The following is a 24,579-nucleotide window of genomic DNA, read 5'->3' as shown; positions in this document are numbered from 1 at the left end:
TCTATGTGTTGGGATATTGTAGGGTAAACATGATAACTGACATAGCAATCATCATGCTTCCCTCACAAACAACATAATTATTATATTGAAGGGCTTTTTGACTAGAAAGATAATGATAACTAAAGAATGCTTTTTGGTACAACGCGTCGCATTTTAACCTTTATTTGTTTACTCGTATCAACTAGGTTATCAGGATTCCAATCTAATGTTGTATGCCATGCATTCTGTGGCTCCATTTCAAGCAGCATACCCGCTTTTACTTCCTTTGCTATCTCAGGAGAAGGAATAACCGTGATACTTTCAGTGTTTAAATTGGCACTACGTGGGTCTAAATTGAATGTAGCTACTACAGTAATTTTATCATCAATAACCATAGATTTAGCATGAAGCGTAAATATAGGGACACTTGTTAAATTACGGTACATTTCCTCTGACATTACTTTTTTGCGAATTTGTGCATCGGGCTTAAATTCATAAATATCAACACCGATCTCAAGTAAAGACTTTCGTACGCGTTGGTAACCATTAAAGGCTTCAAAGTTATCATTTGATGCAATACTATTGGTTAGAATTTTTATTTCAACACCGGCATCTATGAGTGTTTTAAATAAATCTTCACTCAGTTCGGTTGTCACCAAATACGGAGTTTGAATAGTGATAGATTTTTTTGCTGATTTCACTAATTCTATTAATCGCTGAGTTGTGAGCCCACCACCGCCTAGAAATTGTTCATGATTATTTTTGCCGGGTTTGTCGGACACATATTCAATATTATCTAACCACTTAATTTTGTTGCCCTCCTGCATGGCTTTAATTGTCTCAGGCATACTATATATTTGCGCTCTAACTTCAGGTAAAAAGTTCCCAGGATCACAAGCATATTGATGAAGAGTCTCATAACTTAGTTTTTTATAATTTTCTTTCATTAATTGGCTGATAGGTACACTCAATTCGTCGTTCCAAAACTGATTAAAGGAATTTTGTACCGCATTAACTTCCCCGCCAATCAGCAACACATCACGGTCACGAAAATTAAAGGCATGATCATAACCAAAGTATTCGTCTGCAATATTACGCCCTCCCGTAATGGACACTTTGCCATCAACAGTAAAGGTTTTATTGTGCATACGTTGATTAAAATTATGGAAATCTGTAACTAGGCTACCTACTTTTTGAAAAAGGTTTTTACCTACATTAGCGGTGGGATTGTAAATACGAATAGACAGATTTTCGTGTGCATCGAGTAATAATAATTCATCGGCTTTTGCATCAATCATTATATCATCAACTAATAATCTGACTTTTACACCACGATCTGCGGCTTGAATTAAATAGTCACTCGCAATTAATCCAATATTATCCGTAGAAAAGATAAAATATTGCACATCTATGGTTTTTTCTGCGTATTCAGTTAACCAAGCCCTTGTCAAAATGGCTTCAGTCCCCTGTTCAAGTATATAAACACCCGTTTTATCTTTCATTTGATCCGCAACTGGCATTAATTGTTGGGTTAAATTTGTAGCAGGCTTTTCTAGAATGTTACCGCAATAATCTTTTGTTATTAAAGGTAAACGGTCACTTGTATTATCGCAACCACCCACTAATAACAATAAAAATGTAAGTAAGAAGTGTTTAAAATTAAGTGATTTTGATGCGCACATTGCCAATCCTTTGTATAAATTTCATTATTATTATTTATTAACCGCTCACATTTAAGAAACAGAACTTATTGATAATTGTTAATTTGCATACATGGCATCGTTATTGTCTTACGTTAATTTAAATAATGAATTTGTTACTCACATGCTCAACTCTGGTGAGAAAAAATTTCATGTCGACGAAGGATACTTTTATCCGAGGTTTTAAGGCTGGTGCCATTTTAGCCTTAACAACCATTTTTGCAATCAAGGTAGCAACCAAAACTAACAGCCCAATATTAGGCGCATGCCTTTTCCCGGTTGGCTTTAAATAAAGTTCGATTTGTTAAGTCAAATTTTCTATTTGATCCATATATTTTACAATTAAGAGTATTTAAACAAAGTGAGTATCAGAAATAAGTACATTTTATATGTAATAAATTAATTTGGTTTAGGAATAATATCGCTTTCTTTTATTTGAATTGATTAATTTATTTCCATAAAACTGCACCTTTACCAGAATTAGCTAACATATCTTCGGGGTTTCTTAATTTACATTTTTTAATAGATAGACAACCACAACCAATACATTCATCTAGATTATTTCGTAATGTTAGCAATCTTTCAATACGTGCATCTAACTGTATTTTCCAGCGATCTGCCATTGCCCGCCACTCTTCTTCGGTGGGAGCATGATCACGTGGTAAGTGTGATAGAGCCTGTGCAATCTCCTGTAAAGACATACCTAATTGCTGTGCTGTTTTAATCACCACGACACGCCGAATAATACTGCGGTCGTAGCGACGTTGATTACCACTATTGCGCCAACTTTGTATCAATCCTTTTTGTTCATAAAAATGTAATGTCGATATTTTTACATCGGCTCTTTTTGCTACTTGACCAACACTCATATCCATTTTAACCCCGCCTTATTTTATAAAGTGAAAAAACCACTTTACCTCAAGTTAACTTGAGGTAATAGACTAGCATCAATCACGATATAATGCATGGAGCATAAAATGAAAAATAAGATAATCACTTACCTATTCGCACGTTTTTTCGATGGTATCTCTTCTGGTATGTTTATGATGGCGTTACCATGGGTAATGCTTCAACAGGACAATATGGGATTTTTTGTCGCCATTACCGCTTTAGTCTGTACCACCATTTCGTTTGTATTTACGCCATTTTTCGCAACTTGGATAGATCGATATTCGCGTAAAAAAATATTGATATTAATGCAAATTATTCAATCTATTACGGCCTTATTAATCTTTATTGCTTACTATAATCAATATGAGTCGCACTGGTTGCTTGCCGTTGCACAATTAATATTTTGGACAACAAACGATATGGCTTGGTGTTGCAATAATGCATTTACTCAGGAAAATTTTAAACGAGATGAATACGCGAAACTAGCTAGCTATGAAGAAATAGTCATGCAAAGTACAACCTTAACGGCGAGCGCATTAGGTATTATATTACTTGAAAATTGGTCTATGGTTGCTTTTTCAACACTAGCAGCAATGGCTTCATTTCTTTCCGCATGCTGTTATATTATGACGCCCTATCAACGAAAACTTGTAAACACATTAAAACAATCATTTCTGTCACAACTCACTCAAAGTAAAAAAATCTTTGCTAAACAAATACATTTCTATTGTTTTTTAGCATTATCCTGTTTGTCATATCCTGTACTTACCTTTATGGCAAAATTAGTTCCAATTTATTTCTCAGAACAAAATGTTGATGGCGCCCTATTTGCTACTTGGAATATGAGTTATGGATTAGGTGCTTTATTGAGTGGTCTTGTTATTGCACGTTTATTGGTACGTTTTGATAATGAAAATGCAATGATCTTCTCTATGTTTACCATGGCTGCACTATTAATAATAATGGGAAGTTATCTTTCTCCGACCCTCATCATTGGGTTGACTCTAATTATTGGATTTTTTAATTCCTATAATCGAATTGCTCGCACCAATAAATTACACCATGTTATTGCGATAAATGAGCGAGGACGAGTTGATGGAGGCTTGAAATTATTCTCTACAATGGCACAAAGTATCAGTTACGTAGTGATTGCTTTGCTAAGTTACGCTCAATTAACTGAATTAGGATTTGTCTTAGCAGGTATTGTTTTACTTATTGCTGCCACCGTGATGTTACAATTCAGAAGCAGATTTGCGTATCAATTAGCCTAAACAATAAAAATAAGCGGTTAGCTTTGGAAACTAAAGCGCCGCTCTATTTCAATTTTCTCCTATCTACACAGAATAATTATCACATAACACGCTGGTACAGGAAGTTATGTCATTTTATTGCTGATAAAAGCACTACGCCAATACCGATTGTATCCATGTTGAAATATCAGATACCTGTTCAGAACAAACCGCATGTTCCATCGGATATTGTTTATAACTAGGCTGATAACCCAATGCGTTTAACGTCGATGCAGCATCATCACCTAATGTTGGCACAACAACGGGATCTTGACTGCCATGCATGATATTAATGCTAATATCTTTATTTGCTTCACTTAATGTAATTGAATCTTTAGTTGCAAAATAAGTAGACATCGCTAATAAACCCGCCAACGGTTTTGGATAAGTCAAAGCAGCTTGGTAAGCAACGGCACCACCTTGAGAAAATCCTGCAACAATAATTCGACTTGAATCGATACCACGCTCAATTTCCCGATCAATTAATGCTTGTACTGCCATTGCTGATTCAGTCAAATTGGTTAAATCAACTTTGCGTTCAATGCTCATGTCTAAAATGTCGTACCAGGCTGGCATCGTCATACCACCATTAATAGACACTGGGATAGAAGGAGAATGTGGAAAAATAAAACGTACTGGTAAACTGTTTGGCAAACGTAATTCAGGCACAATCGGTTCAAAATCGTGTCCATTTGCACCTAAACCATGTAACCAAATGATAGATGCTGTTGCTGGTATATCGGTTTGAACTTCAACACAATCTAGATAAGACATATAAATCCCCAAGATATATTCATGATTCATAAAAATAAAGTCGTTACTTATTTTACATAAAATGATTTCGAATGCTAAAGGAACTAGCACGATCTGCCCACAAAAAAGACTTACCAATTTAACATATAGGATTTAACCCAGTAATAACAAACTCATTATATTCTGTCGGTAATTTTTACATGAAAAACACAATAAGTACAAATTTCACAAATAAGCAGCAAAAAATCAACAACATGACTGCATGGCATAAATTTTGCTTTAAAAAATTAAATGCCATATCAAGGAGAGTAAAATGAAATTAAAAAGATATATACTTCTAGCGACTACCCTTATCGGGTCATTAACATCCACAAATATATATGCTTCATCCATAATTATGGAAGGTGACTATGTAAAAACGGCGCTTAGTGATGATGGAACTCTAGGTTATGGTGGGTTGACAAGCCCAGGTATTATTCACGATGTTACGGGAATAGGTGACTTTACAATTAATGATTACTTGACCCCAGGAAATCCTCATGAAGGCTTTTCCATTTCATCCGATCAAACTGGAATAATTAGTAACAACAATGCACATTCTTCGGATAAAATAACAGGCATTTTAATAGATACGACCAGTTCAACTTTGTTTGACCAGTCGGTTAATTTTACAGGTACCTATTCATCGTTATTTACGATTAGTACAGACACCTATTTTAATGATGGCGATCAAAGAATAAATATGTCGACAACAATAACTGCACTTGATGACTTGACTAGTTTAATGTTTTCACGCTGGTTAGATCCAGATCCAGACGTTGATACATATGGTACATATGCTACAGATAATGGCAGAGGAACTAGTTCATTAGCTCCTGAAGGTTGGGTTTATGCACAAGGCAACTATACAGGTCTAACTATTGGCCTTTATTCTGAATCAGATATCACACATAACACAGGAATTTCTTCAGCTTGGAGTATAGATCCTTCGTATTACTTAACTGGAAATAATAATGGCAATGGTGATTACGCGATTGGATTGAGTTTTGATATAGGTGACTTGTTAGCAAGCGAATCCGTTACTTTTGAATACTCTTATGTGATGGGCGAAAATATTGATTCAGTTGATATTCCAACGACTTCTGTACCAGCACCATCAACTTTAGCAATGCTTGGACTTTGCCTAGCTGGTTTTGGTTTTTCAAGAAAAAGTAAGAAATAAAAGTTAGTCAGCTATAAAAACGAGATCACATTTTTATAGCTGACTCTCAAAATAATGTTATCAAATTGATAAGTTTTAGATTTTCCGAATAGAAAGTATCACTTCGCCGACATCAAATCCCCATTTTTTAATAACACTGCGATTGATTACATTGTTTTCATCAATTCGATATAGCCAATCATCAAATACAACACGATACATATTATTATCAACCGTTAAGTCCATCTCATAATCCCAATGAAGCGCCATTCCTTTCTGTTGGCCTTTCGCCCTACCAACAATATCATTTGCGGTACCGCTATAGTGACCATCACTATTTCTTGTAATTATCCATGTACGCTTGCTTTGCTCACCATCATCAAAAATAAACCACTCTTCTAGTGTAAGAGTGTTATCTTCTACACTCCCTAACATTTTCACACTAAAACGTCGTGTGACTTCACCACTACGATTCATTACAACGCCCTTTACTTCAAGATCACCACTGAAAAATGAGATAACATCAAAGTCAGGCGAAGTATCACTGTAATCGTCAATGTGCTGTCCACTACACCCCATTAATAGTAATAAGCCAAATACAATCATTAAGGCTTTATTGCCTTGCATTAACTGATTCATTTTGAGTCTCCTAATAATTGTCGACGTAAAGAGGGTTGAGATGTTTTATCTGATAACCAAATTGCAATAAAAGCAGAGGCTAAATCTGTATCATTTATATCGCCAATGGGTTTTTGATTATAATAGAATGTCGCTTTACTACTTGAATTAAAGTAAAACGTTAAATTATCGTCGCGGTTAATATTAGGCCAAATTGTATTTAATTGTTCTAACCAAGGTTCCACTTGCAACGCCTCATAACCTTGTAATAACCACTGATCTTTAGTTGCTTCGATTAAACGCTTTTTGCTAATATCTTTTCGATAAGTAATCGATAAGGCTTGCGGGAAATGATTAACTTGATAATCACCATCAAGGGTGAATAAAGAGGCTTTATAAATGTCGATAAACATCCAGGACATGCTGCCTTCACCGACTTTATTTAATTTATCTGTGACAGCAGATTTTACCGAAACGCTGAACAAACAGAACATAATAAGTGCGATTATGCTCTGCCATATTTTAAATCTATTTTCATGTAATACTTTTTTGTTTTGCATCATTAACTTTACCCTGAATAGCTTCTGCAATAAGAACAAATACGGGTAAATTAATAGACCAGATCACTATCATAAAAAAAAGTGTAAATGACATTGGCATCGGGTAGTCAACGGCACCAAATTTGAAAGCGGCAAAGTAACTGGCAGTACCAAAAACGCCACCAACTAACGATTGAAATAAAGTGGGTAAACGCATTAACCATCTCATACTGTAATGGAATGTGAGTGAAAAATTGGCCCACAATAGAATTAACCAAACGGGTAATAATTGGCCACTTTCAAACGCAAATAAATTAGCGTAGGTTGCCGTCATATCCACAAAGGATCCAACAATCGTGATTAAAGCAAAGGTTAACCAATCACGTCGTCGATGTTTAGATAATGCGAAATGCAGCAAGATAATGGCAATCAAAGGCAAAAGGCTTTGCTCTTTCCAATGAATCGCCATAAACCATGCAATTTGAAAACTAACAAAGTTGTACAACGTAAACCAAGCCGCATTTTTCCCTGTAGATAAACTAGGCATTACGGTACTCAGGCTTTGCAGCAACAAGATGAACGGTACTAATGGTACGCTCTAAAAAACCGCCTTCGCAATAACAGAAATAGAACTGCCATAAACGTATAAAATCATCTCCGTAGCCTAATTGCTTCAGTTCATTGGTTTTATCATCAAAACGTTGGTACCAATCCCGCAGGGTTTTCGCATAATCTTGACCAATATCATGAAGCTCAGTGATGACCATATCAGATTTAGTGGCGATATTATTAGCCATAATACTGACTGATGGTAAACATCCCCCGGGAAAGATATAACGTTGAATAAAATCAACACTTTTACGATATTGATGATAACGTTGATCTGATATGGTAATCGCCTGAATTAATAATTTACCATTCGGTTTTAAACGATTATTACAGGTTTCAAAAAAACTGGTTAAATACTCATGACCAACGGCTTCAATCATTTCAATGGACACTAACTTATCGTATTGTCCTTCAAGTTCTCGATAATCTTGACTTAATAATGTAATTTTATCCTGTAAGCCTAATTCATTGACACGTTTTTTGGCATAGTCCAATTGCGCATCAGAAATGGTTGTGGTGGTCACTTTTACCCCATAATGCTGTGCAGCATAAATAGCTAGCGCGCCCCATCCAGTACCAATTTCGAGTAAAGTTTCTCCGGGTTTAAGTTCTAAACGTTGACAAATTAAATCCAATTTATGCAGTTGTGCTTGGTCAAGGGACGCATTTTTATCCGGATAAATCGCACTGGAATACATCATCTCCTTATCTAAAAATGTTTTATACATTTCATTGCCTAAATCATAGTGAGCAAGGATATTCTTTTTAGAACCGGCCTTTGTATTTTTATTGGCTTTATGAAATAACCATTTAGGTAATGTCAGAAGTTTAGTGATTGATTTATCTAAGTCGTCTAGTACTCCTTGCTCTCTCCCTAATACTTGAATCACTTTAGTTAAATCAGGACTTGTCCACCAACCATCAATATAAGTTTCACCTGCGGCAATAGATCCACCTAATAAAATACGCTTATAGGTTTTGGGATTTTTAATATGAACAACTGCTTTTAATGATGAGGTGCTATTACCCAATGAAATGATTTCTTGATCATCGATTAATGTTAATTGGCTTTGGGTAAGGTGTCCCAGTAATTTAACCAACATTTTTTTAGCACTTTTATCGAAGAAATTGACATCCTGTGATACCTGAGAGGTTTGTATATTATCTAATGACATAATTCTTCCCTTTATTTTTGAGGATGAGCCACATAGGGCACCCCTTTTATAAATAACTTTAATGCTTGCCAATATATACCCCACAACGTTTTCAACGTCATCATTGGAATCGAGGCGAGACAGCTTCTTAAATTTTTATTTGTAAAATCCATTCTTTGCATCGTTAAACTGGCATCAAACACTTTTTCGCCCGTAGATAAATGCATATTTTGAATATGTAACTTTAATTGGTCAGCAGGTTTTTTTATCACCCATTGATATTCCATATTTAAGTCCATAAACGGGGATACGTGAAAAACCTTCTCAGAGATCAGTTTATTAGCGGCTTTTTTATCCTCGCTTGGATTGAGAGGAATTAAATAATAATGACGTTCATTCCAAGGCGTATTACTGACTTCGGCAAGTAAATAAATCAGCTGATCATCCTGGTCAAAACAGTAATAAGCATTAATGGGACTAAAATAAAGACCAAAGCAACGTAATTGGCCAATAAACATCACCCGTTTAGGCACTATTTTTGCACCTAAGCTTTGGATTTTCAGCCAAACATCTTGTTTTGATAACTGTGATTTATGATCTAGATAATCACTGCATTTTAAATTTAAAGGGGCAAATTTATTACTCTTAAACCAAGGGCCTATATTGGTTAATTTAGGGAGCTCATCTAAATCAATCGCTAACAAAAATATTCCGTATTTAAAACTATGTGGTTTAGGACTAAACCGACGATGTCCAACCCACCCTTTATAAATACCAGATTTAAGTTCTTGGTTTATTATTTCGTTCATAATGTGATACCAAATCGTTTGCACACATCTAATGCGCTCCTGACACCATCTTCATGAAAGCCGTTATACCAATAAGCACCAGCAAAATGGGTATTATTTTTACCACAAATATCGACTCGTTGTTTTTGAGACTGAAGACTACTGGCATTAAACACAGGATGGTCATAATAATACGTACCTAATACTTTATTAGGATTAATTAATCCAGTCTGATTTAACGTAATGCAAAATGTCGGCGCGCTGTTTTCAAGACGTTGTAATATTTTCATATTATAAGTCAATGCAGCGGGACGTAAATTATCACTGTTTAGGTGGTAATTCCAAGCAGCCCATGCGGCTTTTTTAATCGGCAGCATATTTTCATCTGTATGCATGACAACTTCATTTTTTTGATACTTAAGTCCGCTTAATACGCGCTTTTCCTGCTCAGTAATATCAGTTAGCATAGCTTGTGCTTGATCGCTATGGCAAGCCAATACCACATCATCGAATTGTTGCCATTCACCATGATTAACTTGTAATTCAATCCCATTGGACAAGCGTCGAATCCCTGTTACAGGCGAGTTTAAGTAAATAGACTGCTTAAAGTTTTCAATAAGTGGCTCGATATATTGTTTAGAACCACCCGGTATGACATACCATTGTGGACGATTAAATATACTTAATAAACCATGATTATAGAAAAACCGAATAAAGAAATAGAGTGGAAATGCCTTCATTTCCGTCAAACTTGTAGACCAAATCGCAGCTCCCATCGGTAAAATATAATGATTCGCAAAGTAATCATCGAATTGATGATTTGCTAAAAAGTCACCAAGGTCAAGCTCACTCACGATTTGTTTATCTACCCATAATTTCTTACACAGTTTATTAAAACGTAATATCTCTTTGACTAAGGTCAAAAATTGTAAATTCACTATATTACGAGGTTGAGCAAATAAACCGGTTAGTCCACTGCCGCTATATTCAAGGCCAGTATCTTGATTATGTACACTAAAACTCATTTCAGTCGCTAGGCGCTCTACACCAATTTCCGCTAAGAGTTTTTCAAAATTAGGATATGTTTTATCATTAAAAACAATAAACCCCGTGTCTATTTGCCACGTTTTACCCTCTACTTCAACGGATTTAGTCGCAGTATGTCCACCAATATAATCACCACTTTCAAAAACGGTTATATCATGCACTTTATTAAGTAAATAGGCGCTAGTTAAACCTGATATTCCTGTGCCAACAATCGCTATCTTTTTCTTGTTATTTTTTTCGACTATCATTTTTATAAATTCCTTGTACTAATCCATCGCCATAAAACATCTGGTAAACAAGCAATGGCTTTTAATATATAAGTAAACTTTTTAGGGAAATGAATATCGAACTGACGCTTATTTAGTCCATGGATAATATAAGTAGCTGCTTGTTCGCTGGAAATACTCATTGGCATTTTAAAATCATTTTTATCGGTTAACGGCGTCTTAACAAACCCAGGACGAATAAGGCTAACATCAATATTACATGGCTTTAAATCGATCGCTAAACTACTTGCAAGATAAGCAATACCTGCTTTACTTGCCCCATAGGCTTGAGCGCGTGTAAAAGGCAGGAAACTCGCACTAGAGCCGACTAATGCCAGTTGACCTCCCGATACGATTTTCGGTAATAGTGACTGTAAGCAATAGCCTACTGAAATTAAATTCGTATTAATGACTCGCGCAAATAACTCACCATCAAAATGTTTTGGATCATCAATATACTCACAACTACCTGCATTCAAAATAACCAGGTCTATATCAGGAATAGACTTAAAGCTATCTGCGACTTGCTGCGCGTCGTTTAAATCAAGTTGTAATGTAGACACTCTTTCATCAGACGCTAATAAGGTTAATTTTTCTTGATTTCGGCCACATGCAATAACATGCCAACCTAGTGCAGCATATTTAGCGCACAATGCTTCCCCAATTCCCGACGTCGCGCCAGTTAATAAAAGTGTTTTACCTTGATGCTCGGTTAGAGGAATCATGCTTTTACCTTATTTTTGATGCCTTTTATTACGCGTCCAATAACAGGTAAGTGTTCGTATAACATTTGGCCCATATCAACATAATCACGATGGTAATCAATTTTGTCAGTAAACTTTAAAAAGGAACTACCTTCGACAATAATTTTTTTACCTGAATTAATTTTATGATGTGCATATTCCATACGCCAAGTTAAGCAAGCTCGCCCTTCTTGTTCAACAATATTATCAATCAAAAAATGACAATACTTCATATTTTGGTATAGGTGACCAAAGTATTCGGTAACAGCATCAATACCGTGAATTGCATCGACCGCATCAACAAACTCAACATCTTTACTATACACTTCGTGTAGTTGATTTAAGTTATCAACGCTTAAACTTTGGTATACGCGACAAAAATTTGTTAATACAGGTGAATTCATTATTTATCCTTTTTTAAGTACTGAAAATATATCTAACGCAGTTAATCGCGCTAATTTATGTTCCACGACCGGATTGTTCGGTAAATGAATTTGTTTATCACTTAAATGTGATAGCGCTTGATTATATATACTGATGAACTGTCCATTAGGATCAAACTTTTGACTTTGAATAATAGGATTAAATATTCTGAAATACGGCTGGGCATCACACCCCGTACTTGCAGCCCATTGCCAACCACCGTTATTAGATGCAAGATCACCATCGATTAAATGCTGCTTGAAAAAGACTTCTCCCCAACGCCAATCGATTAACAGATGTTTGGTTAAAAAACTGGCACATACCATACGTAATCGATTATGCATCCAACCCGTTTGAATAAGTTGTTGCATGGCGGCATCGACCAAGGGATAACCTGTTTTACCTTCACACCAAGCGGTAAATAAATTCGGGTTATTTTGCCATTGAATCCTATTGCCGAGTTCATTGTAATTGTGTCCTTTACCCAAATCAGGATTTAAAACCATAATATGACGATAAAATTCACGCCAAACTAACTCATTCACCCAAGTAGCAGGTCCATTTTGGGCATTGTTAAAGGCATCGGGGAAACGTTGTAATATGGCGTTCATACATTGTTTGGCACTGATCAGTCCAAGTGCTAAATAAGGCGACAACATTGATGTTCCAGATTTAGCAGGAAAATCACGATCTAAATGATATGATTCTACAGACTCATCGAGGAAAACGGATAAATGGTCTAAAGCTGCTGCTTCCGATGCTTCCCACGCACTACTGTCCTTTTTATCCATCGCAATTTGAATATTAATAGGCGATATTTTGTCGGATTGTTTATCTGGACTACCATAGGGCGTCAGATCCATCTCCATCGCCTGTTTTAGCCAATTAATTTTAAAGGGTGTAAAGACCTTAAACATGGTTCCCTGTTGGGTTAATACTTGCCCAGGGTTGATAATACAATCACCTTGATACAGTCTAAGATTAATGCCGTATTGTTGTACTTTAATATCTCTCGAAATTTCATCAACTTCGACTTCACTATTTGCCAATACTGCCGTTGCATTAACACGTCGACAAATGGCATCAAGTGCCTCGGGTACATCGGCAAATTTAGGCACTGTTTCAACAATAAATGTGATACCAATATCCGCTAACGACTTAGATAGCTGATTAAGACTTTTTTCAATAAAATCTATTTGGATAGGTGCAACATCATGTTGTTGCCATTGCTCTGGGGTAATAAAATAAACCGCAGTGACCGGACCTTCATGGCAGGCTTGTGTTAATGCAGGGTTATCTAAAATACGTAAATCTTTTCGAAACCAAACTATTTGCATGTCTCATCCTTTGAGCCACTAGTATTATCTTTTATAGAATTATAAAAAGGTAAAGAGAATTGAAGTTAAACATAAAATGGTTGATGTACGCAATGACACCAACCCGAAGACAACTGCGTTTACCCTTGAATATCTAAACCTAGTGACTATAACGTAGTTTTAATTCATCTGGGTGTGGGTGGAGGTAAACTTGCTGAACAAGATACGGATCCGGATATAAAACAAGATAATGATTAATTAATGTCAATGGCGCCATTAACGGCAACAGACCTTGTCGATATTTATCAATATTACTGGCTAAATCGACGCGCTGATCACTATTTAAATGACGTTTAAAGTACCCTTGTAAATGCGCTAGTGTATTACTATGGCTTTTGCGCGTGGGTAATGTCGCTAAAACTTCCATAAATAAGGCAATGTATTCATCAGCAATTTCCTGTACTGATTTATCGCTGTTACCACCTAACATAGGACCTAATTTGTAATATAACGCAGGATTATGCGCCATCAATAGGTACTTGTGCTGTGCATGAAAACTAATCATTTTTGCCATCGATATGCCACTTTCCACCAAGCATTGCCATTGGTGATAAGCAAAGACACGGGTAACAAAATTATCACGTAACAACGTATCGTTTAACCGCCCTTCTTCTTCAACCGGCAATAATGGATGATCTTTCATAATTTGTGCAGCGAACATCCCCACACCATCTTTAGTACCATTATTGGTGCCAGCAATATATAACGTTACTCGCTCCATACCGCAAGTTGGGGATTTAGCACATAAAATATAGCCACTTAAATTCCCCAGAGTTGCACTGGTCTCTTGTGCGTACTTTTCCATTTCATCGGTAATATCAAAGCTCTCATCACTGGCCACTAAACGAATACGCTCTTCATCTTTGATTAATCGAATGGTTTTACGTGGCGTCCCTAAACCAATCGCCATTTCAGGACAAAATTTTTGAAAATCAAAATACTTATCTAATACATTCTGACAGTAACGACTTTGTTTATGTCCGCCATCATAGCGAACTTTATCACCTAATAAACAACTACTGATACCGACTTTAATACCGTTATGTGGTGCCTGTTGCATATATTTACCTACTAAATTCCTTGCTGACTCACCAGCATTAATAAATTAAGTTACCCAGTGGATTTAAGACTTTGCTCATACCTCGAACAAAATGTAATGGTGCATTTTGTACGGCATAACATAAGCATCCTTTATCAGTATAGGGGCTATGATTTAATTCTCCATCAATCCAAATAAAATCACCTTTCTGATAGGTACCCATTTCATCTTGAAAACTACCATCTAATAATAAAGTTAGTTCATAACCTTTGTGATGGTGTTCTGGAATTTGTCCCTTCGCTGCAATATGTAATAAGCTTGCTCTTACATTTTGCTCATCGTTAATAACTCTTGCACGGCTAACAGCTCCGAAACCAGACCATTTTAAGTCTTTGAATTGTCTAAATGCAGTCGGAAGATGGTAATCATTTCCGCCGACATGGGTAATATTATTCGGTTTATGAACAGTTTTTATTTGTTGAGTAGGAGCTTGACTCATTATGGCCTGTAACATGTCACCGAAATTTGCCTCTTCGATCTGCTCACCCTGCCAAGTATCATTAGATAATTGTGCTTCAATTTTTGCCGTTTTAGCGGCACATTCACCACACAACTCAATGTGTGCGCTCATCGCAATGGAGAGTGAAAGCGGTAATTCACCAGCACTAAATGCCTTTAACATTTGTTCGTTAGGATGAAATTTAATCATGTTCTTTCTCCATCATATCTCGCAACTTAGACATCGCTAATCTTAACCTCGACTTTATCGTACCCAGTGGCACAACTAACTCATCGGCCAATTCTTGTTGTGTTTTATCATTGATATAGATCTGTTCAACGACTTGTTTTTGCAAAGCAGGTAATTTATCTATATGAGATAAAATATTTTTGGTTTGTAAATGATCTTCTTGTTGATGCTCTTCTTCAACATCAATTAAGGGCCATAGATCTTCACTCATTAAATCTTCTTTATTGCTTTGCACTTTACGTAGCATGTCAAAACTGTAGTTACGCATAATGGTATATATCCAAGTACTACCCTTACCTTTGCTCGCATCAAATTGGTGAGCCTTACGCCAGACGAGCATCATAGTTTCTTGAACTAATTCCATTGCAACCGCTTCTTGTCCAAATTTTTTCAAGCCATGGCTACGAATCCGTGGTGCAAAAAATGTAAATAATTTGGAAAAAGCGGCCTTATCTTGGCTTTTCGATACGCCGTCTAACCAATCATTTATTTCTTGTTGTTCTTCGTCCAACAACGTTACATTATGATTATTCAATACGTTACCCATTGATTTAGGGATTAATTTTATCATTAGAGTATTCCTTTTACCTGATAGACGACGTATGTTCAATAGATACGGCTCATATTCATCAATGGATCACTTTTATTGATAAAAGACTAATTGATCTACAACACCTGATTTATCGTATGTGTTGGAATACAAATTAAGTTTATACCCATTACCATTCAAGATGCAGAAATCAGCAAGACGAGAGGTGAGCAGATTCTAGGCATAAAGGTGAAGATCTAACGGGTTAAATCGAGACTTTATAACAACGAAGATGCTTGCCTCTCGTCTTGCCCTGCGGGTCACTAGCTCGAACACCAATACTGCGTTATAACATTCGATAAGGACTAGCCATTGTCATCATGTTACGCCTTGCCTTGGTATCCGAGCTAGTGACTGATAAACGCATCTTGATTGGTAACGGGTATATAAGGATGAAAGATATGTTGATTATTTTTTACGATGGCCAATGCCCTATGTGTGCGACGGAAATGCGACACCTCAAGCAGAATGACAAAGAAAACGTGATTGAATTAGTAGATTTGCATAGTGATGACATGACAACACGTTACCCTGAGATCAATATCTCAGATGCAATGAAGATTTTACACGGCCAATATCAAGGTCAACGATTACTCGGCCTTGAAGTCACTCATCGCGCTTGGACATTGGTAGGTAAAGGATTCTGGGTTGCTCCGCTTAATTGGCCTATCATAAAACCAATCAGCCATCGGATCTATTTAATTATTGCTAAACACAGACATGGAATTTCTAGATGGTTAGGTAAATTACCCGGTGTAAATATTGATAATTGTAATTCAGGCACCTGTTATCAAAAGTAACATATAACATGTTTTTATTGCCATCCGATACGCCATTGGTCGATGCATTTCAACTCTCGCCAATTGATGTTGTATTCATTTTTAGTCATGACAGCTTCGATAATGCATTCAATGACGTTTTTATCTTCATCAAACTTAACAGAGGTAATCATAAAATGTTTTTCTTTTTTATTAACGACAACCTTCGTCCATTTACTGTGTAGTAAGGCTTTTGGATTAACTTTATTCACGTTAGCTCCTTTACATTATTATAAAACCCGGTCATCAATCCTCCCAGACTGTATATAATTAGCTAATTCATTGAGGTCATTCACGACCATATTTGCTAAATGTTCAAATTCAACCTGTTCGCCATTGGTTACTAAACAGGCATGCATATTCGCATTATTAGCCGCTTCTAAATCATAAATATAATCACCGACACAGAGAATTTTCTCGGGCGTAATTTTCCATTTAGCCGCGATATGTAGTAAGGCATCGGGTGCCGGCTTGGCTAAATGATCCTCTCGCGTAATTAATAGTGACGAACTAATATTGTTTTTTTGTAACTTCATTAACGCAGCATCGCGGCAATTACGAGTAACAATGGCATAGGGAATATCCAATGTAACGAGTAAATCTAATAATGTTGAGGCGCCCGGTAATTGATAGCTTTCTTGTGCATCTGCGATTTCAAACTCAATGACTTTTCCAGTCACATTCGCTTGTTGTTCCGCAGGAAGCTTATCAATGTAATCTAGAATACTACTATCCTCAGGACAACCGACATCAGCCTTAATATTTTTAAAATTCAACGAAGAACTTACTAAGGTTTTGTCTAAATCGAAAATAACACCAGCTATTCCATTTATTAACAAGGTCTACTTCCTTTTATTAATCTTATCAGCAAGTAAGTCAGTTACTTTATGCTCAAATTCCTTTACTGTTTTCTCTTCTTTATAATCAAAGGAATATTTACCATGAAACAATAAAGTTATGGTCAGATCCTTATATATCAACCAACAGGTATAACCATCAAAATCATAGGAAGCGCGAATATTGTCAAGTTCGTAAACTCCATCGGTCTTCTCCCCTTTAGTCGTGATCATATTAAAGACTTCTAGTAAACTCGTTTTCTTGAGTTGATTTATATCCATAACATTCCTCGGAATAAATGTAATTAGGCTATCAAAGGATTACGTTCAATAGCCATAAATAGATCATATAATCATGACGATGCAGATATAGAAATCAGCAAGATTACGCCTATGCAGTGTAGTTTATTAAATCAAACTAGTTAACATCTCTTCGCTATATTCGACCAATTCATCGTTCTGTTTAACTTTACTGACGTAATCTGGATTAGCGATAAAGGCGCGGCCAATAGCAACCAAATCAAATTTATTTTCATCAATCGCGTTACTCGCAGACTCTGCAGTATAACCACCCGCAGCCACTAAGGTGTTACTGTAATTTGCACGTAAATAAGCAGAAACAGTACCGCCTAAATAATCGAATGTCATCGAATCGTCGAACATTCCTTCATGTAAATACGCTAAATCGCGTGTTGTTAACTGACTTAAAAAGTAATCGAATACTTGACGATCCTTAACATCTGCCGCCATATTAAAATAAGCACCAGGACTGACACGTATCGCAGTTCGCTCATGACCAATCGCAGCGATAATTGCATCGACTACTTGCAATGGAAAACGTGACATATTTTCAGGCGTTTCACCATAACGATCAATTCGACGGTTGCTATCGTAATGTAAGAACTGATCAATTAAGTAGCCATTTGCACCGTGAATTTCAACGCCATCAAACCCAGCCTCAATTGCATTTTTTGCCGCTTGAGCATAATCATTTACAAGTTGTGTAATATCTTCTTCGGTTATTTCTTTAGGCACTTGGTAAGTCAATTCACGCATTCTTGGTACCGTCCCTTCCACCGCGATGGCAGAGGGCGCCATAACATCTGCGCAATCATTATTATTTTTCTGGAAATAGAATGGATGGGCGACCCGTCCCGTGTGCCACAGTTGCGCAAAAATCTTACCCCCCTGTTGTTTTACCTTAGTTGTCACTTTTTTCCAACCTTCAATTTGAGCCGATGAAAATAACCCCGGGGTATTTGGGTAACCTTGCCCATCTGGGCGAATAATAATCGCTTCAGAAATAATTAAGCCAGCTTCTGCTCTTCGACCGTAATATTCGACCATTGCCTGAGTCGGTACTAAATCATCATCGGCCATACAACGTGTAAGTGGTGCCATTAAAATACGGTTATTTAAAGTAATAAGGGAATTTAAATTATAAGGTTGCAATAATTTACTATTCATTAAATCGATCCTTTTTGTTTTTATTATTGGTTAATTCAAGATACATATAACTGAATGGTCGTTCAAGCTACATTTTTTATTTAAGAAAATAAAAACTAATCTTTTATTCTTTTGTATAGATGTCTTCAGTATTAATACAATTATACCCGTTACCATTCAAGATGCAGAAATCAGCAAGACGAGAGGTGAGCAGATTCTAGGCATAAAGGTGAAGATCTAACGGGTTAAATCGAGACTTTATAACAACGAAAATATTTGCCTCTCGTCTTGCCCTGTGGGTCACTAGCTCGAACACCAATACTGCGTTATAACATTCGATAAGGACTAGCCATTGTCATCATGTTACGCCTTGCCTTGGTATCCGAGCTAGTGACTGATAAACGCATCTTGATTGGTAACGGGTATATATTTGATGGGATTGCCTGTAAATAAGCTAAAAAATTAACCATGTTATGTTTGAAATTTATCCAACATTAAAGTTGACGAACGTCACATAAAGGATGATAATTGTGATGAAAGTCACATTAAATAGAAAAGGAAATAACTATGTCAACCATCGCAACCAATGTTAACAAAACCCATAATACACATAAAAAAAACAACGTCTTTATTGAATTAGTCGAAGTTATCTCTTTATGGGCCGTCGCAGCAACCACCATTTTACTAATAGGCATTACAACTTGGGCGTAGTCCAACATTAATCGCATATAAAAGGAACAACAGCATGACAACACTCACGAACACATTAGATAAAACACAACAAACAGCACAAGTAACTAACAATAAGAGTTTATTAGTTGAAATCGTAGAAGTTTTTTCACTGTGGGCTATTACAGCAACAGCAATACTTGCAATAACCGTCACCACTTGGGCATAAACACTATTACGTGTTTAAAAAAAGAAAAATTAGTTAAATGCCCTCGTGGCACAAAATAGATTTCAATGTCATTGTATTCAAAAATAAGCTCGGATCTGCTAATTGTTTAAGCATATTGGTGCTTGGTAAGCATTGTTCATCAACATAATCGCCAAAGTCAGCTTGTGAATCAAACACTAAAATATCTAATGCAAGCCTATCTAATCCGTATAAACCACGGTGTATCATATCAGCAGAAAAAACTAATAAATCCCCTGCCTTCAATGGTATTTTTTCACCTAAAGAAAGCGCATCACTACTTTCGTGACCATTAATTTCTTGACGCACATTAAATTCTTCTTCGTTATCCCATCGTTTATGCGTACCAGGTACCATCTCCATACCTAATTCATCGAACAAAGGCACACGTAAATGCACCACTTGTGTATCATGAATAACTTGTTTTTGTATATCAATATCATGATCATATTGACAATCACGATGCCAAAAATCTTTTAGACAAGGATTGACGGGATTAAAAAATAATTGCGTATTCATAAATGCTGGTTTATTTGCAATAACAGCATTGACCATATCCATGACTTTTGTTGAACTAATAAATTCAAACAATGCCATCCTCTCGTTATCGCTTAAATAGATATTTCCAGTGATTACCGAAGAATTGAATGCTTCTTGCTTATAAAAAGTCTGATTATCAGCTATCCATGCACGATGAAATGTCTGCACGACTTGTCTTAAAGCTTTTATTTCTGATTGGGGGAAATAATCTCTCACAACAAAATAGCCCAATTCGTTATACTGGCTAGTCAATTGAATGTGTTTGTTTGTCATTAACCTGGTCATTCCACAAAATAAAATCAAGCAGTATACAGCTGTGACTTTACGATGAAAAGCCTACAAAGATACGTTTAACGGGGTACTCGTTTTACACTATATCGACCGGGTTTATGATTAATAACCAAAATCAAGTTATACGAAATAGCACCGATAATAGACAAAACAATTGCATTTAAATCAATAATAAAAAGCGACAGAAATAACACCAAACAATCAACGCCCATTTGAAATTTGCCAATAGAAATACCGTATTTTTGGGATAAATATTGCGCTAAGATTGTCAGCCCACCTAAACTCGCCTCATGTCGGAACAACGCAAGTAACCCCGATCCGATCAACAGCCCACCAATAATGGCTGCATATAAAGGATCTAATAGATTAAATTGCATAAACGAAGGCGCGTATTCCACAAAGATTGATAGCAGAAACACTGATACAAAGGTTCTTATCGTAAACGCTAACCCAAGTTGTCGATATGATAAATAATAAAAAGGTAGGTTAATCACAAAAAATACATCACTAAAGGAAAAGCTAGTCGCATATTGCCCTAAGAACGCTAATCCTGCTGTGCCCCCAATAAGTAATCCCGTTGACTTGAAAAATGTAATCCCGAGTGCAGCAAGTAATGTCCCAATAAGTAACCCTTGCGCATCTTCAAAAATGGTGTGTTCAATTGATTTTTCAGACATGCGGTACCTATTATTAATTGCTAGGAATAAATATAAAAGCTAAAACGACTTGGCTGATATTAACAAGCAATAAATAAGCCAACACCTTGAATTTAATATATATTACCTAGCATCGACAAAATAGACTGTTAATCAGTCAAGAGAACTTTCGCAGTGATACACAATGGTGCAATCTAACAAAACATTGCAGTGAAATAGAACAATAAATACCACATTATTTGCGGCAATAGTCAACGTTTTGCGGAGTGCAATGCTTAAGAGGCGTATAAATAATCTGATCATAGGGTTGATTTGTGATAATTTTATACAATGTTAATATGGCGAGTCTGCCCATTTCATAGGGACTTTGCCCTATATTTGCAGTTGCTAAGTGTTCGCTTAAAAGAGTCAGTTGCTGGTCTGATGAATTTGCAAACAACAACAGTAATTTATTACCGCGAATTTCATCGGCTAAGGGGTGAACAACTCGTCGATATTCATTGATATCATTTTGCGGCCAACCACCCACACTAACAAATGCATCAATTTTATTTGATTTCGTCAGGATCTTTGATTCCAATTGCTTAATTGCACGCTCTGTTTTGTCATAACTCGGAATTGGTGTACGAATTTCTGACCATCCTAGTTTATTATTCAGTACCTTGCCTGGTGGGATCTGGTCATTTATACCAGATAACGCTGAACGTAGCCCCATAATACGCAAGTTTAAATTTGCTGCATCGGGACGTCCGGTTTGAATCAATAAACGACCGCCTTCCGGGCGTAAAGACAATAATTGTTCACCTAAAGCATAACCCAAAGCAAAATTATCCGTGCCAATATAGGCTAAGCTAAGTTGTTTATATTTCTGCACAGTCGCTTGATCGAAATCTGAATCAAAGGTAATAACAGGTATACCTGCGGCAATGGCTTTGCTGATACTACTGCGTGCGAGAAACTCAGAATTAGAAACAGCTACGGCAATCCCGTCAACCCCCTGCTCAACTAACTCCGTGATAATTTTATCTTGATTTCTTACATCTGCGGTCAGAGGTCCACGGTAAATACATTCTACATCGTCGAGTGTAGACGCTGCGAATCGACAACCTTTACCACTTTGGTCGAAAAAAGTACTGTGGTATTTTGGGACAATGGCAAATTTATAACTTTCACCTTGAACGGAAAAAATAGGCAATAGACTAATTAGTGTACTTATTAATATTAAACGCATTTATTCTCCATTTAAATAAAAGGATAACTCAATATGCCATACTTAATTTAATTTTATTATCAAATATATACAGATATGAGTGGCGCGAGACTAAATATCACTTAATAGTTAAATTCACTTTCACATTAGCCTATAATAACAGCAATTATCCCCACTTGAAGGTGCCCTCCATATGAGTAAGTTGAAAACAAAGAAATATGAAAAAGAACTCGAAAAGTTTCAAATTGAGCTTATTAAACTGCAGGAATGGGTCAAACAAAAAGGGCTTAAAGTTGCGGTTATTTTTGAAGGTAGAGATGCGGCAGGTAAAGGCGGCACCATAAAACGCATAACCGAAAAACTTAACCCACGTGTTTGCCGAATTGCGGCATTACCCGCGCCAACAGAAAAAGAAAAAAGCCAGTGGTATTTCCAACGTTATGTATCCCACCTACCGAGTGCCGGTGAAATAGTGTTGTTTGATAGAAGTTGGTATAACCGTGCTGGGATTGAACGTGTTATGGGGTTTTGTACCGATCAAGAATATAAAGAATTCCTCCGATCATGTCCTGAGTTTGAGCGTATGTTAATTCGCTCTGGTATTATTTTAGTGAAATACTGGTTTTCTGTTTCCGATGAAAAACAAGAAAAACGCTTCCTTGATCGCATTAACACCCCAATTAAACGCTGGAAATTTAGTCCAATGGATTTAGAATCGCGGACTCACTGGAAAGAATATTCAGAAGCCAGAAATATGATGTTCACCTATACCGATACCGAACAATCTCCTTGGTGGGTTGTTCCTTCAGACGATAAAAAGAAAGCCCGTTTGAATTGTATCAGCCATTTACTCTCCTCCATTGATTATGAAGAAATTGACTACCCTATTATTGAATTACCGAAGCTCAATAAAGGCGATAAGGATGAAGAAAAAATACCGGAAGCAGAACAGCGTGTTGTACCGTTAAAATTTTAATTAGACAGCATTACCTTATTGGGTAATGCTCCCAATATTAACGCTAAAGGTTAATGGGATCACCCTTCACCAATGTATCAATAATATAATCAATGACAGCGTCACCATCAACGCTGTCGACCCAACTCGCTTTATAACCATTGTCGTCAGTTGAACACCATATCTGCCCTGCATTCGGTGAGACATTACTTGCGAGTAAATGGCCCGATGCAACGGTATAAGTATCGGATGAAATCGCTAATAATGCCGTTGCTAAAATATCCCACATAAAATAGGTAAACTCATAGGACGGAATAGCAGTGACGGTCACCGCCCAAAACTGCCCAGCGAGATCCGTGATGGGTGAGTTAACTGCCGCTAGTTTTTGTAAAAATGGCCAGCTTACCGGCAATGTATTACTCGCATCCAAGGGTAATAATAACAATGGCAATTCAGCTTTAATCAAATCATAAGTCGAATCGGGATCCCAATAGGCATTCCATTCAGCAGTACCATCATGGTCATGCATGGCTACATTTCCACGCACATTAATCGCTCCTCCCATCCAAATCACTTTTTCAATGTGTTTTTTAATATTTGGGCTGTCAGCTAATGCCTTAGTTAAATTTGACGCGGGTCCAGTTAATAATAACGTAACCGCACTTGTTGACTTATTGAGCATATCAATGATCCACTGATGTGCTGGTATATCAGTAAGTTGGCTTCTATCTTCAGTCACACGTAACATGGCAGGAAATGCATGGCATGCTCGAGGCTGTGCACGAAAGTCCGCAGGAAAAGCATTAGGTCCATATTGATTGCCTACACTAACTGGAATATGTTTTTTGCCATACAATGCGAGTAATTTTAATGTAGATGTGACGGCATCTTCGGCATAACAATCCGCCGGCGTAATGGTCACACCTAATAAATTAACCTCAGGCATTGATAAGATCAACATCAAAGAAAGAAGGTCATCAACACCACCATCGTGGTCAAAAATTAAGTTTGTTTGTGGTTTATTATGCATAAAGTAAATCCATTTATTACCATTTTGAAGTACCAATATCTAAAAATATAAATAATATTATAAAAACCAAATTAACAGGATGGCTGTATTAATAGGGGGAAATAAACTAAGTATTATTTCATGATAAAC

At 36.6% G+C, this 24,579-nt stretch carries 29 protein-coding genes; 6 read left to right on the top strand and 23 right to left on the bottom strand.

The features are described 5' to 3' along the window. Window positions 1–119: 119 nt before the first annotated feature. Entirely contained in the window at window positions 120–1,661 is a 1,542-nt protein-coding gene (locus ACR30L_RS09335; protein WP_435237740.1) for a phospholipase D family protein, read from the bottom strand. 467 nt (window positions 1,662–2,128) lie between these two features. Then, window positions 2,129–2,554 carry a redox-sensitive transcriptional activator SoxR gene (soxR, locus tag ACR30L_RS09330; protein WP_435237739.1) on the bottom strand — a complete coding sequence of 142 codons (426 nt, stop codon included), beginning with the start codon at window positions 2,552–2,554 and terminating at the stop codon, window positions 2,129–2,131. 102 nt (window positions 2,555–2,656) lie between these two features. Here soxR and ACR30L_RS09325 point away from each other — a divergent pair, with 102 nt between their 5' ends. Beyond that, a complete protein-coding gene (locus tag ACR30L_RS09325; protein WP_435237738.1) occupies window positions 2,657–3,841 on the top strand; it encodes an MFS transporter in 1,185 nt (394 codons plus the stop codon). A gap of 132 nt (window positions 3,842–3,973) precedes the next feature. Here the strand turns inward: ACR30L_RS09325 and ACR30L_RS09320 are convergent, their stop codons facing one another. Beyond that, window positions 3,974–4,633, bottom strand: a complete 660-nt coding sequence (locus tag ACR30L_RS09320; protein ID WP_435237737.1) for an alpha/beta hydrolase — start codon at window positions 4,631–4,633, stop codon at window positions 3,974–3,976. 292 nt (window positions 4,634–4,925) lie between these two features. Here ACR30L_RS09320 and ACR30L_RS09315 point away from each other — a divergent pair, with 292 nt between their 5' ends. Next, window positions 4,926–5,834 (top strand): PEP-CTERM sorting domain-containing protein, encoded by a 909-nt coding sequence (locus ACR30L_RS09315; protein ID WP_435237736.1) that lies wholly within the window; start codon window positions 4,926–4,928, stop codon window positions 5,832–5,834. Between the two features lie 75 nt (window positions 5,835–5,909). On the opposite strand, the gene ACR30L_RS09310 is transcribed toward ACR30L_RS09315, so the two are convergent. The 12 genes from ACR30L_RS09310 to ACR30L_RS09255 all read right to left on the bottom strand — a co-directional run bounded on the left by ACR30L_RS09310 (window position 5,910) and on the right by ACR30L_RS09255 (window position 15,734). After that, window positions 5,910–6,452 carry a DUF3833 domain-containing protein gene (locus tag ACR30L_RS09310; protein WP_435237735.1) on the bottom strand — a complete coding sequence of 181 codons (543 nt, stop codon included), beginning with the start codon at window positions 6,450–6,452 and terminating at the stop codon, window positions 5,910–5,912. Next, complete coding sequence (locus ACR30L_RS09305; protein WP_435237734.1) at window positions 6,449–6,994, bottom strand: chalcone isomerase family protein; 546 nt, start codon at window positions 6,992–6,994, stop codon at window positions 6,449–6,451. Before ACR30L_RS09305 ends, ACR30L_RS09310 begins: the two co-directional genes overlap by 4 nt. Further along, window positions 6,966–7,517: a DUF2878 domain-containing protein gene (locus ACR30L_RS09300; RefSeq protein WP_435237733.1), complete on the bottom strand. Its 552-nt coding sequence runs from the start codon at window positions 7,515–7,517 to the stop codon at window positions 6,966–6,968. Before ACR30L_RS09300 ends, ACR30L_RS09305 begins: the two co-directional genes overlap by 29 nt. Further along, window positions 7,510–8,754, bottom strand: coding sequence for a class I SAM-dependent methyltransferase (locus ACR30L_RS09295; protein ID WP_435237732.1), 1,245 nt, complete (start codon window positions 8,752–8,754; stop codon window positions 7,510–7,512). The genes ACR30L_RS09300 and ACR30L_RS09295 overlap by 8 nt, the downstream gene beginning before the upstream one ends. A gap of 11 nt (window positions 8,755–8,765) precedes the next feature. Beyond that, the gene (locus ACR30L_RS09290) at window positions 8,766–9,542 is read right to left on the bottom strand and encodes a DUF1365 domain-containing protein (RefSeq protein ID WP_435237731.1); all 777 of its coding nucleotides are present in this window, start codon (window positions 9,540–9,542) and stop codon (window positions 8,766–8,768) included. Then, window positions 9,539–10,816: an NAD(P)/FAD-dependent oxidoreductase gene (locus tag ACR30L_RS09285; protein ID WP_435237730.1), complete on the bottom strand. Its 1,278-nt coding sequence runs from the start codon at window positions 10,814–10,816 to the stop codon at window positions 9,539–9,541. Before ACR30L_RS09285 ends, ACR30L_RS09290 begins: the two co-directional genes overlap by 4 nt. A gap of 2 nt (window positions 10,817–10,818) precedes the next feature. Next, a complete protein-coding gene (locus ACR30L_RS09280; RefSeq protein WP_435237729.1) occupies window positions 10,819–11,559 on the bottom strand; it encodes an SDR family NAD(P)-dependent oxidoreductase in 741 nt (246 codons plus the stop codon). After that, window positions 11,556–11,981: a nuclear transport factor 2 family protein gene (locus tag ACR30L_RS09275; protein WP_435237728.1), complete on the bottom strand. Its 426-nt coding sequence runs from the start codon at window positions 11,979–11,981 to the stop codon at window positions 11,556–11,558. Before ACR30L_RS09275 ends, ACR30L_RS09280 begins: the two co-directional genes overlap by 4 nt. A gap of 3 nt (window positions 11,982–11,984) precedes the next feature. Then, on the bottom strand, window positions 11,985–13,337 hold the full coding sequence (locus ACR30L_RS09270; protein ID WP_435237727.1) for a cryptochrome/photolyase family protein: 1,353 nt from the start codon (window positions 13,335–13,337) through the stop codon (window positions 11,985–11,987). Between the two features lie 139 nt (window positions 13,338–13,476). After that, window positions 13,477–14,436: a YbgA family protein gene (locus tag ACR30L_RS09265; RefSeq protein ID WP_435237726.1), complete on the bottom strand. Its 960-nt coding sequence runs from the start codon at window positions 14,434–14,436 to the stop codon at window positions 13,477–13,479. A gap of 37 nt (window positions 14,437–14,473) precedes the next feature. Further along, a complete protein-coding gene (locus tag ACR30L_RS09260; RefSeq protein WP_435237725.1) occupies window positions 14,474–15,124 on the bottom strand; it encodes a ChrR family anti-sigma-E factor in 651 nt (216 codons plus the stop codon). Continuing rightward, a complete protein-coding gene (locus tag ACR30L_RS09255; RefSeq protein ID WP_435237724.1) occupies window positions 15,117–15,734 on the bottom strand; it encodes a sigma-70 family RNA polymerase sigma factor in 618 nt (205 codons plus the stop codon). The genes ACR30L_RS09260 and ACR30L_RS09255 overlap by 8 nt, the downstream gene beginning before the upstream one ends. Before the next feature lie 419 nt (window positions 15,735–16,153). Between ACR30L_RS09255 and ACR30L_RS09250 the strand changes: the two genes are divergently transcribed. Further along, window positions 16,154–16,552: a thiol-disulfide oxidoreductase DCC family protein gene (locus ACR30L_RS09250; protein WP_435237723.1), complete on the top strand. Its 399-nt coding sequence runs from the start codon at window positions 16,154–16,156 to the stop codon at window positions 16,550–16,552. Between the two features lie 14 nt (window positions 16,553–16,566). Here ACR30L_RS09250 and ACR30L_RS09245 read toward each other — a convergent pair whose 3' ends face one another. The 4 genes from ACR30L_RS09245 to ACR30L_RS09230 form a co-directional block, all read right to left on the bottom strand. Next, entirely contained in the window at window positions 16,567–16,782 is a 216-nt protein-coding gene (locus ACR30L_RS09245) for a TIGR02450 family Trp-rich protein (protein WP_435237722.1), read from the bottom strand. 18 nt (window positions 16,783–16,800) lie between these two features. Then, complete coding sequence (locus ACR30L_RS09240) at window positions 16,801–17,409, bottom strand: HAD family hydrolase (RefSeq protein ID WP_435237721.1); 609 nt, start codon at window positions 17,407–17,409, stop codon at window positions 16,801–16,803. A 3-nt stretch (window positions 17,410–17,412) separates the two neighbouring features. Next, a complete protein-coding gene (locus ACR30L_RS09235; protein ID WP_435237720.1) occupies window positions 17,413–17,688 on the bottom strand; it encodes a DUF3081 family protein in 276 nt (91 codons plus the stop codon). Window positions 17,689–17,814: 126 nt separating this feature from the next. Next, window positions 17,815–18,873, bottom strand: coding sequence for an alkene reductase (locus ACR30L_RS09230; protein ID WP_435237719.1), 1,059 nt, complete (start codon window positions 18,871–18,873; stop codon window positions 17,815–17,817). Between the two features lie 546 nt (window positions 18,874–19,419). Between ACR30L_RS09230 and ACR30L_RS09225 the strand changes: the two genes are divergently transcribed. Together ACR30L_RS09225 and ACR30L_RS09220 are read left to right on the top strand one after the other, a co-directional pair. Further along, window positions 19,420–19,563 carry a hypothetical protein gene (locus ACR30L_RS09225; RefSeq protein WP_435237718.1) on the top strand — a complete coding sequence of 48 codons (144 nt, stop codon included), beginning with the start codon at window positions 19,420–19,422 and terminating at the stop codon, window positions 19,561–19,563. 34 nt (window positions 19,564–19,597) lie between these two features. Then, window positions 19,598–19,750 carry a hypothetical protein gene (locus ACR30L_RS09220; RefSeq protein ID WP_435237717.1) on the top strand — a complete coding sequence of 51 codons (153 nt, stop codon included), beginning with the start codon at window positions 19,598–19,600 and terminating at the stop codon, window positions 19,748–19,750. A 33-nt stretch (window positions 19,751–19,783) separates the two neighbouring features. On the opposite strand, the gene ACR30L_RS09215 is transcribed toward ACR30L_RS09220, so the two are convergent. From ACR30L_RS09215 to ACR30L_RS09205, 3 genes are all read right to left on the bottom strand, one after another. Beyond that, complete coding sequence (locus ACR30L_RS09215; RefSeq protein ID WP_435237716.1) at window positions 19,784–20,581, bottom strand: phytanoyl-CoA dioxygenase family protein; 798 nt, start codon at window positions 20,579–20,581, stop codon at window positions 19,784–19,786. A 77-nt stretch (window positions 20,582–20,658) separates the two neighbouring features. Then, on the bottom strand, window positions 20,659–21,276 hold the full coding sequence (locus tag ACR30L_RS09210; RefSeq protein WP_435237715.1) for a YitT family protein: 618 nt from the start codon (window positions 21,274–21,276) through the stop codon (window positions 20,659–20,661). Between the two features lie 214 nt (window positions 21,277–21,490). After that, a complete protein-coding gene (locus ACR30L_RS09205) occupies window positions 21,491–22,486 on the bottom strand; it encodes a substrate-binding domain-containing protein (protein ID WP_435237714.1) in 996 nt (331 codons plus the stop codon). 172 nt (window positions 22,487–22,658) lie between these two features. Here ACR30L_RS09205 and ppk2 point away from each other — a divergent pair, with 172 nt between their 5' ends. Next, a complete protein-coding gene (ppk2, locus tag ACR30L_RS09200) occupies window positions 22,659–23,441 on the top strand; it encodes a polyphosphate kinase 2 (RefSeq protein WP_435237713.1) in 783 nt (260 codons plus the stop codon). Window positions 23,442–23,484: 43 nt separating this feature from the next. Here the strand turns inward: ppk2 and ACR30L_RS09195 are convergent, their stop codons facing one another. After that, window positions 23,485–24,450, bottom strand: coding sequence for a nucleoside hydrolase (locus ACR30L_RS09195; protein ID WP_435237712.1), 966 nt, complete (start codon window positions 24,448–24,450; stop codon window positions 23,485–23,487). Window positions 24,451–24,579: the final 129 nt, after the last annotated feature.

This window comes from Psychromonas saccharinae (assembly GCF_051201515.1).
Taxonomy (GTDB): domain Bacteria; phylum Pseudomonadota; class Gammaproteobacteria; order Enterobacterales; family Psychromonadaceae; genus Psychromonas.
This window is presented reverse-complemented; position numbering and strand designations above follow the sequence as displayed.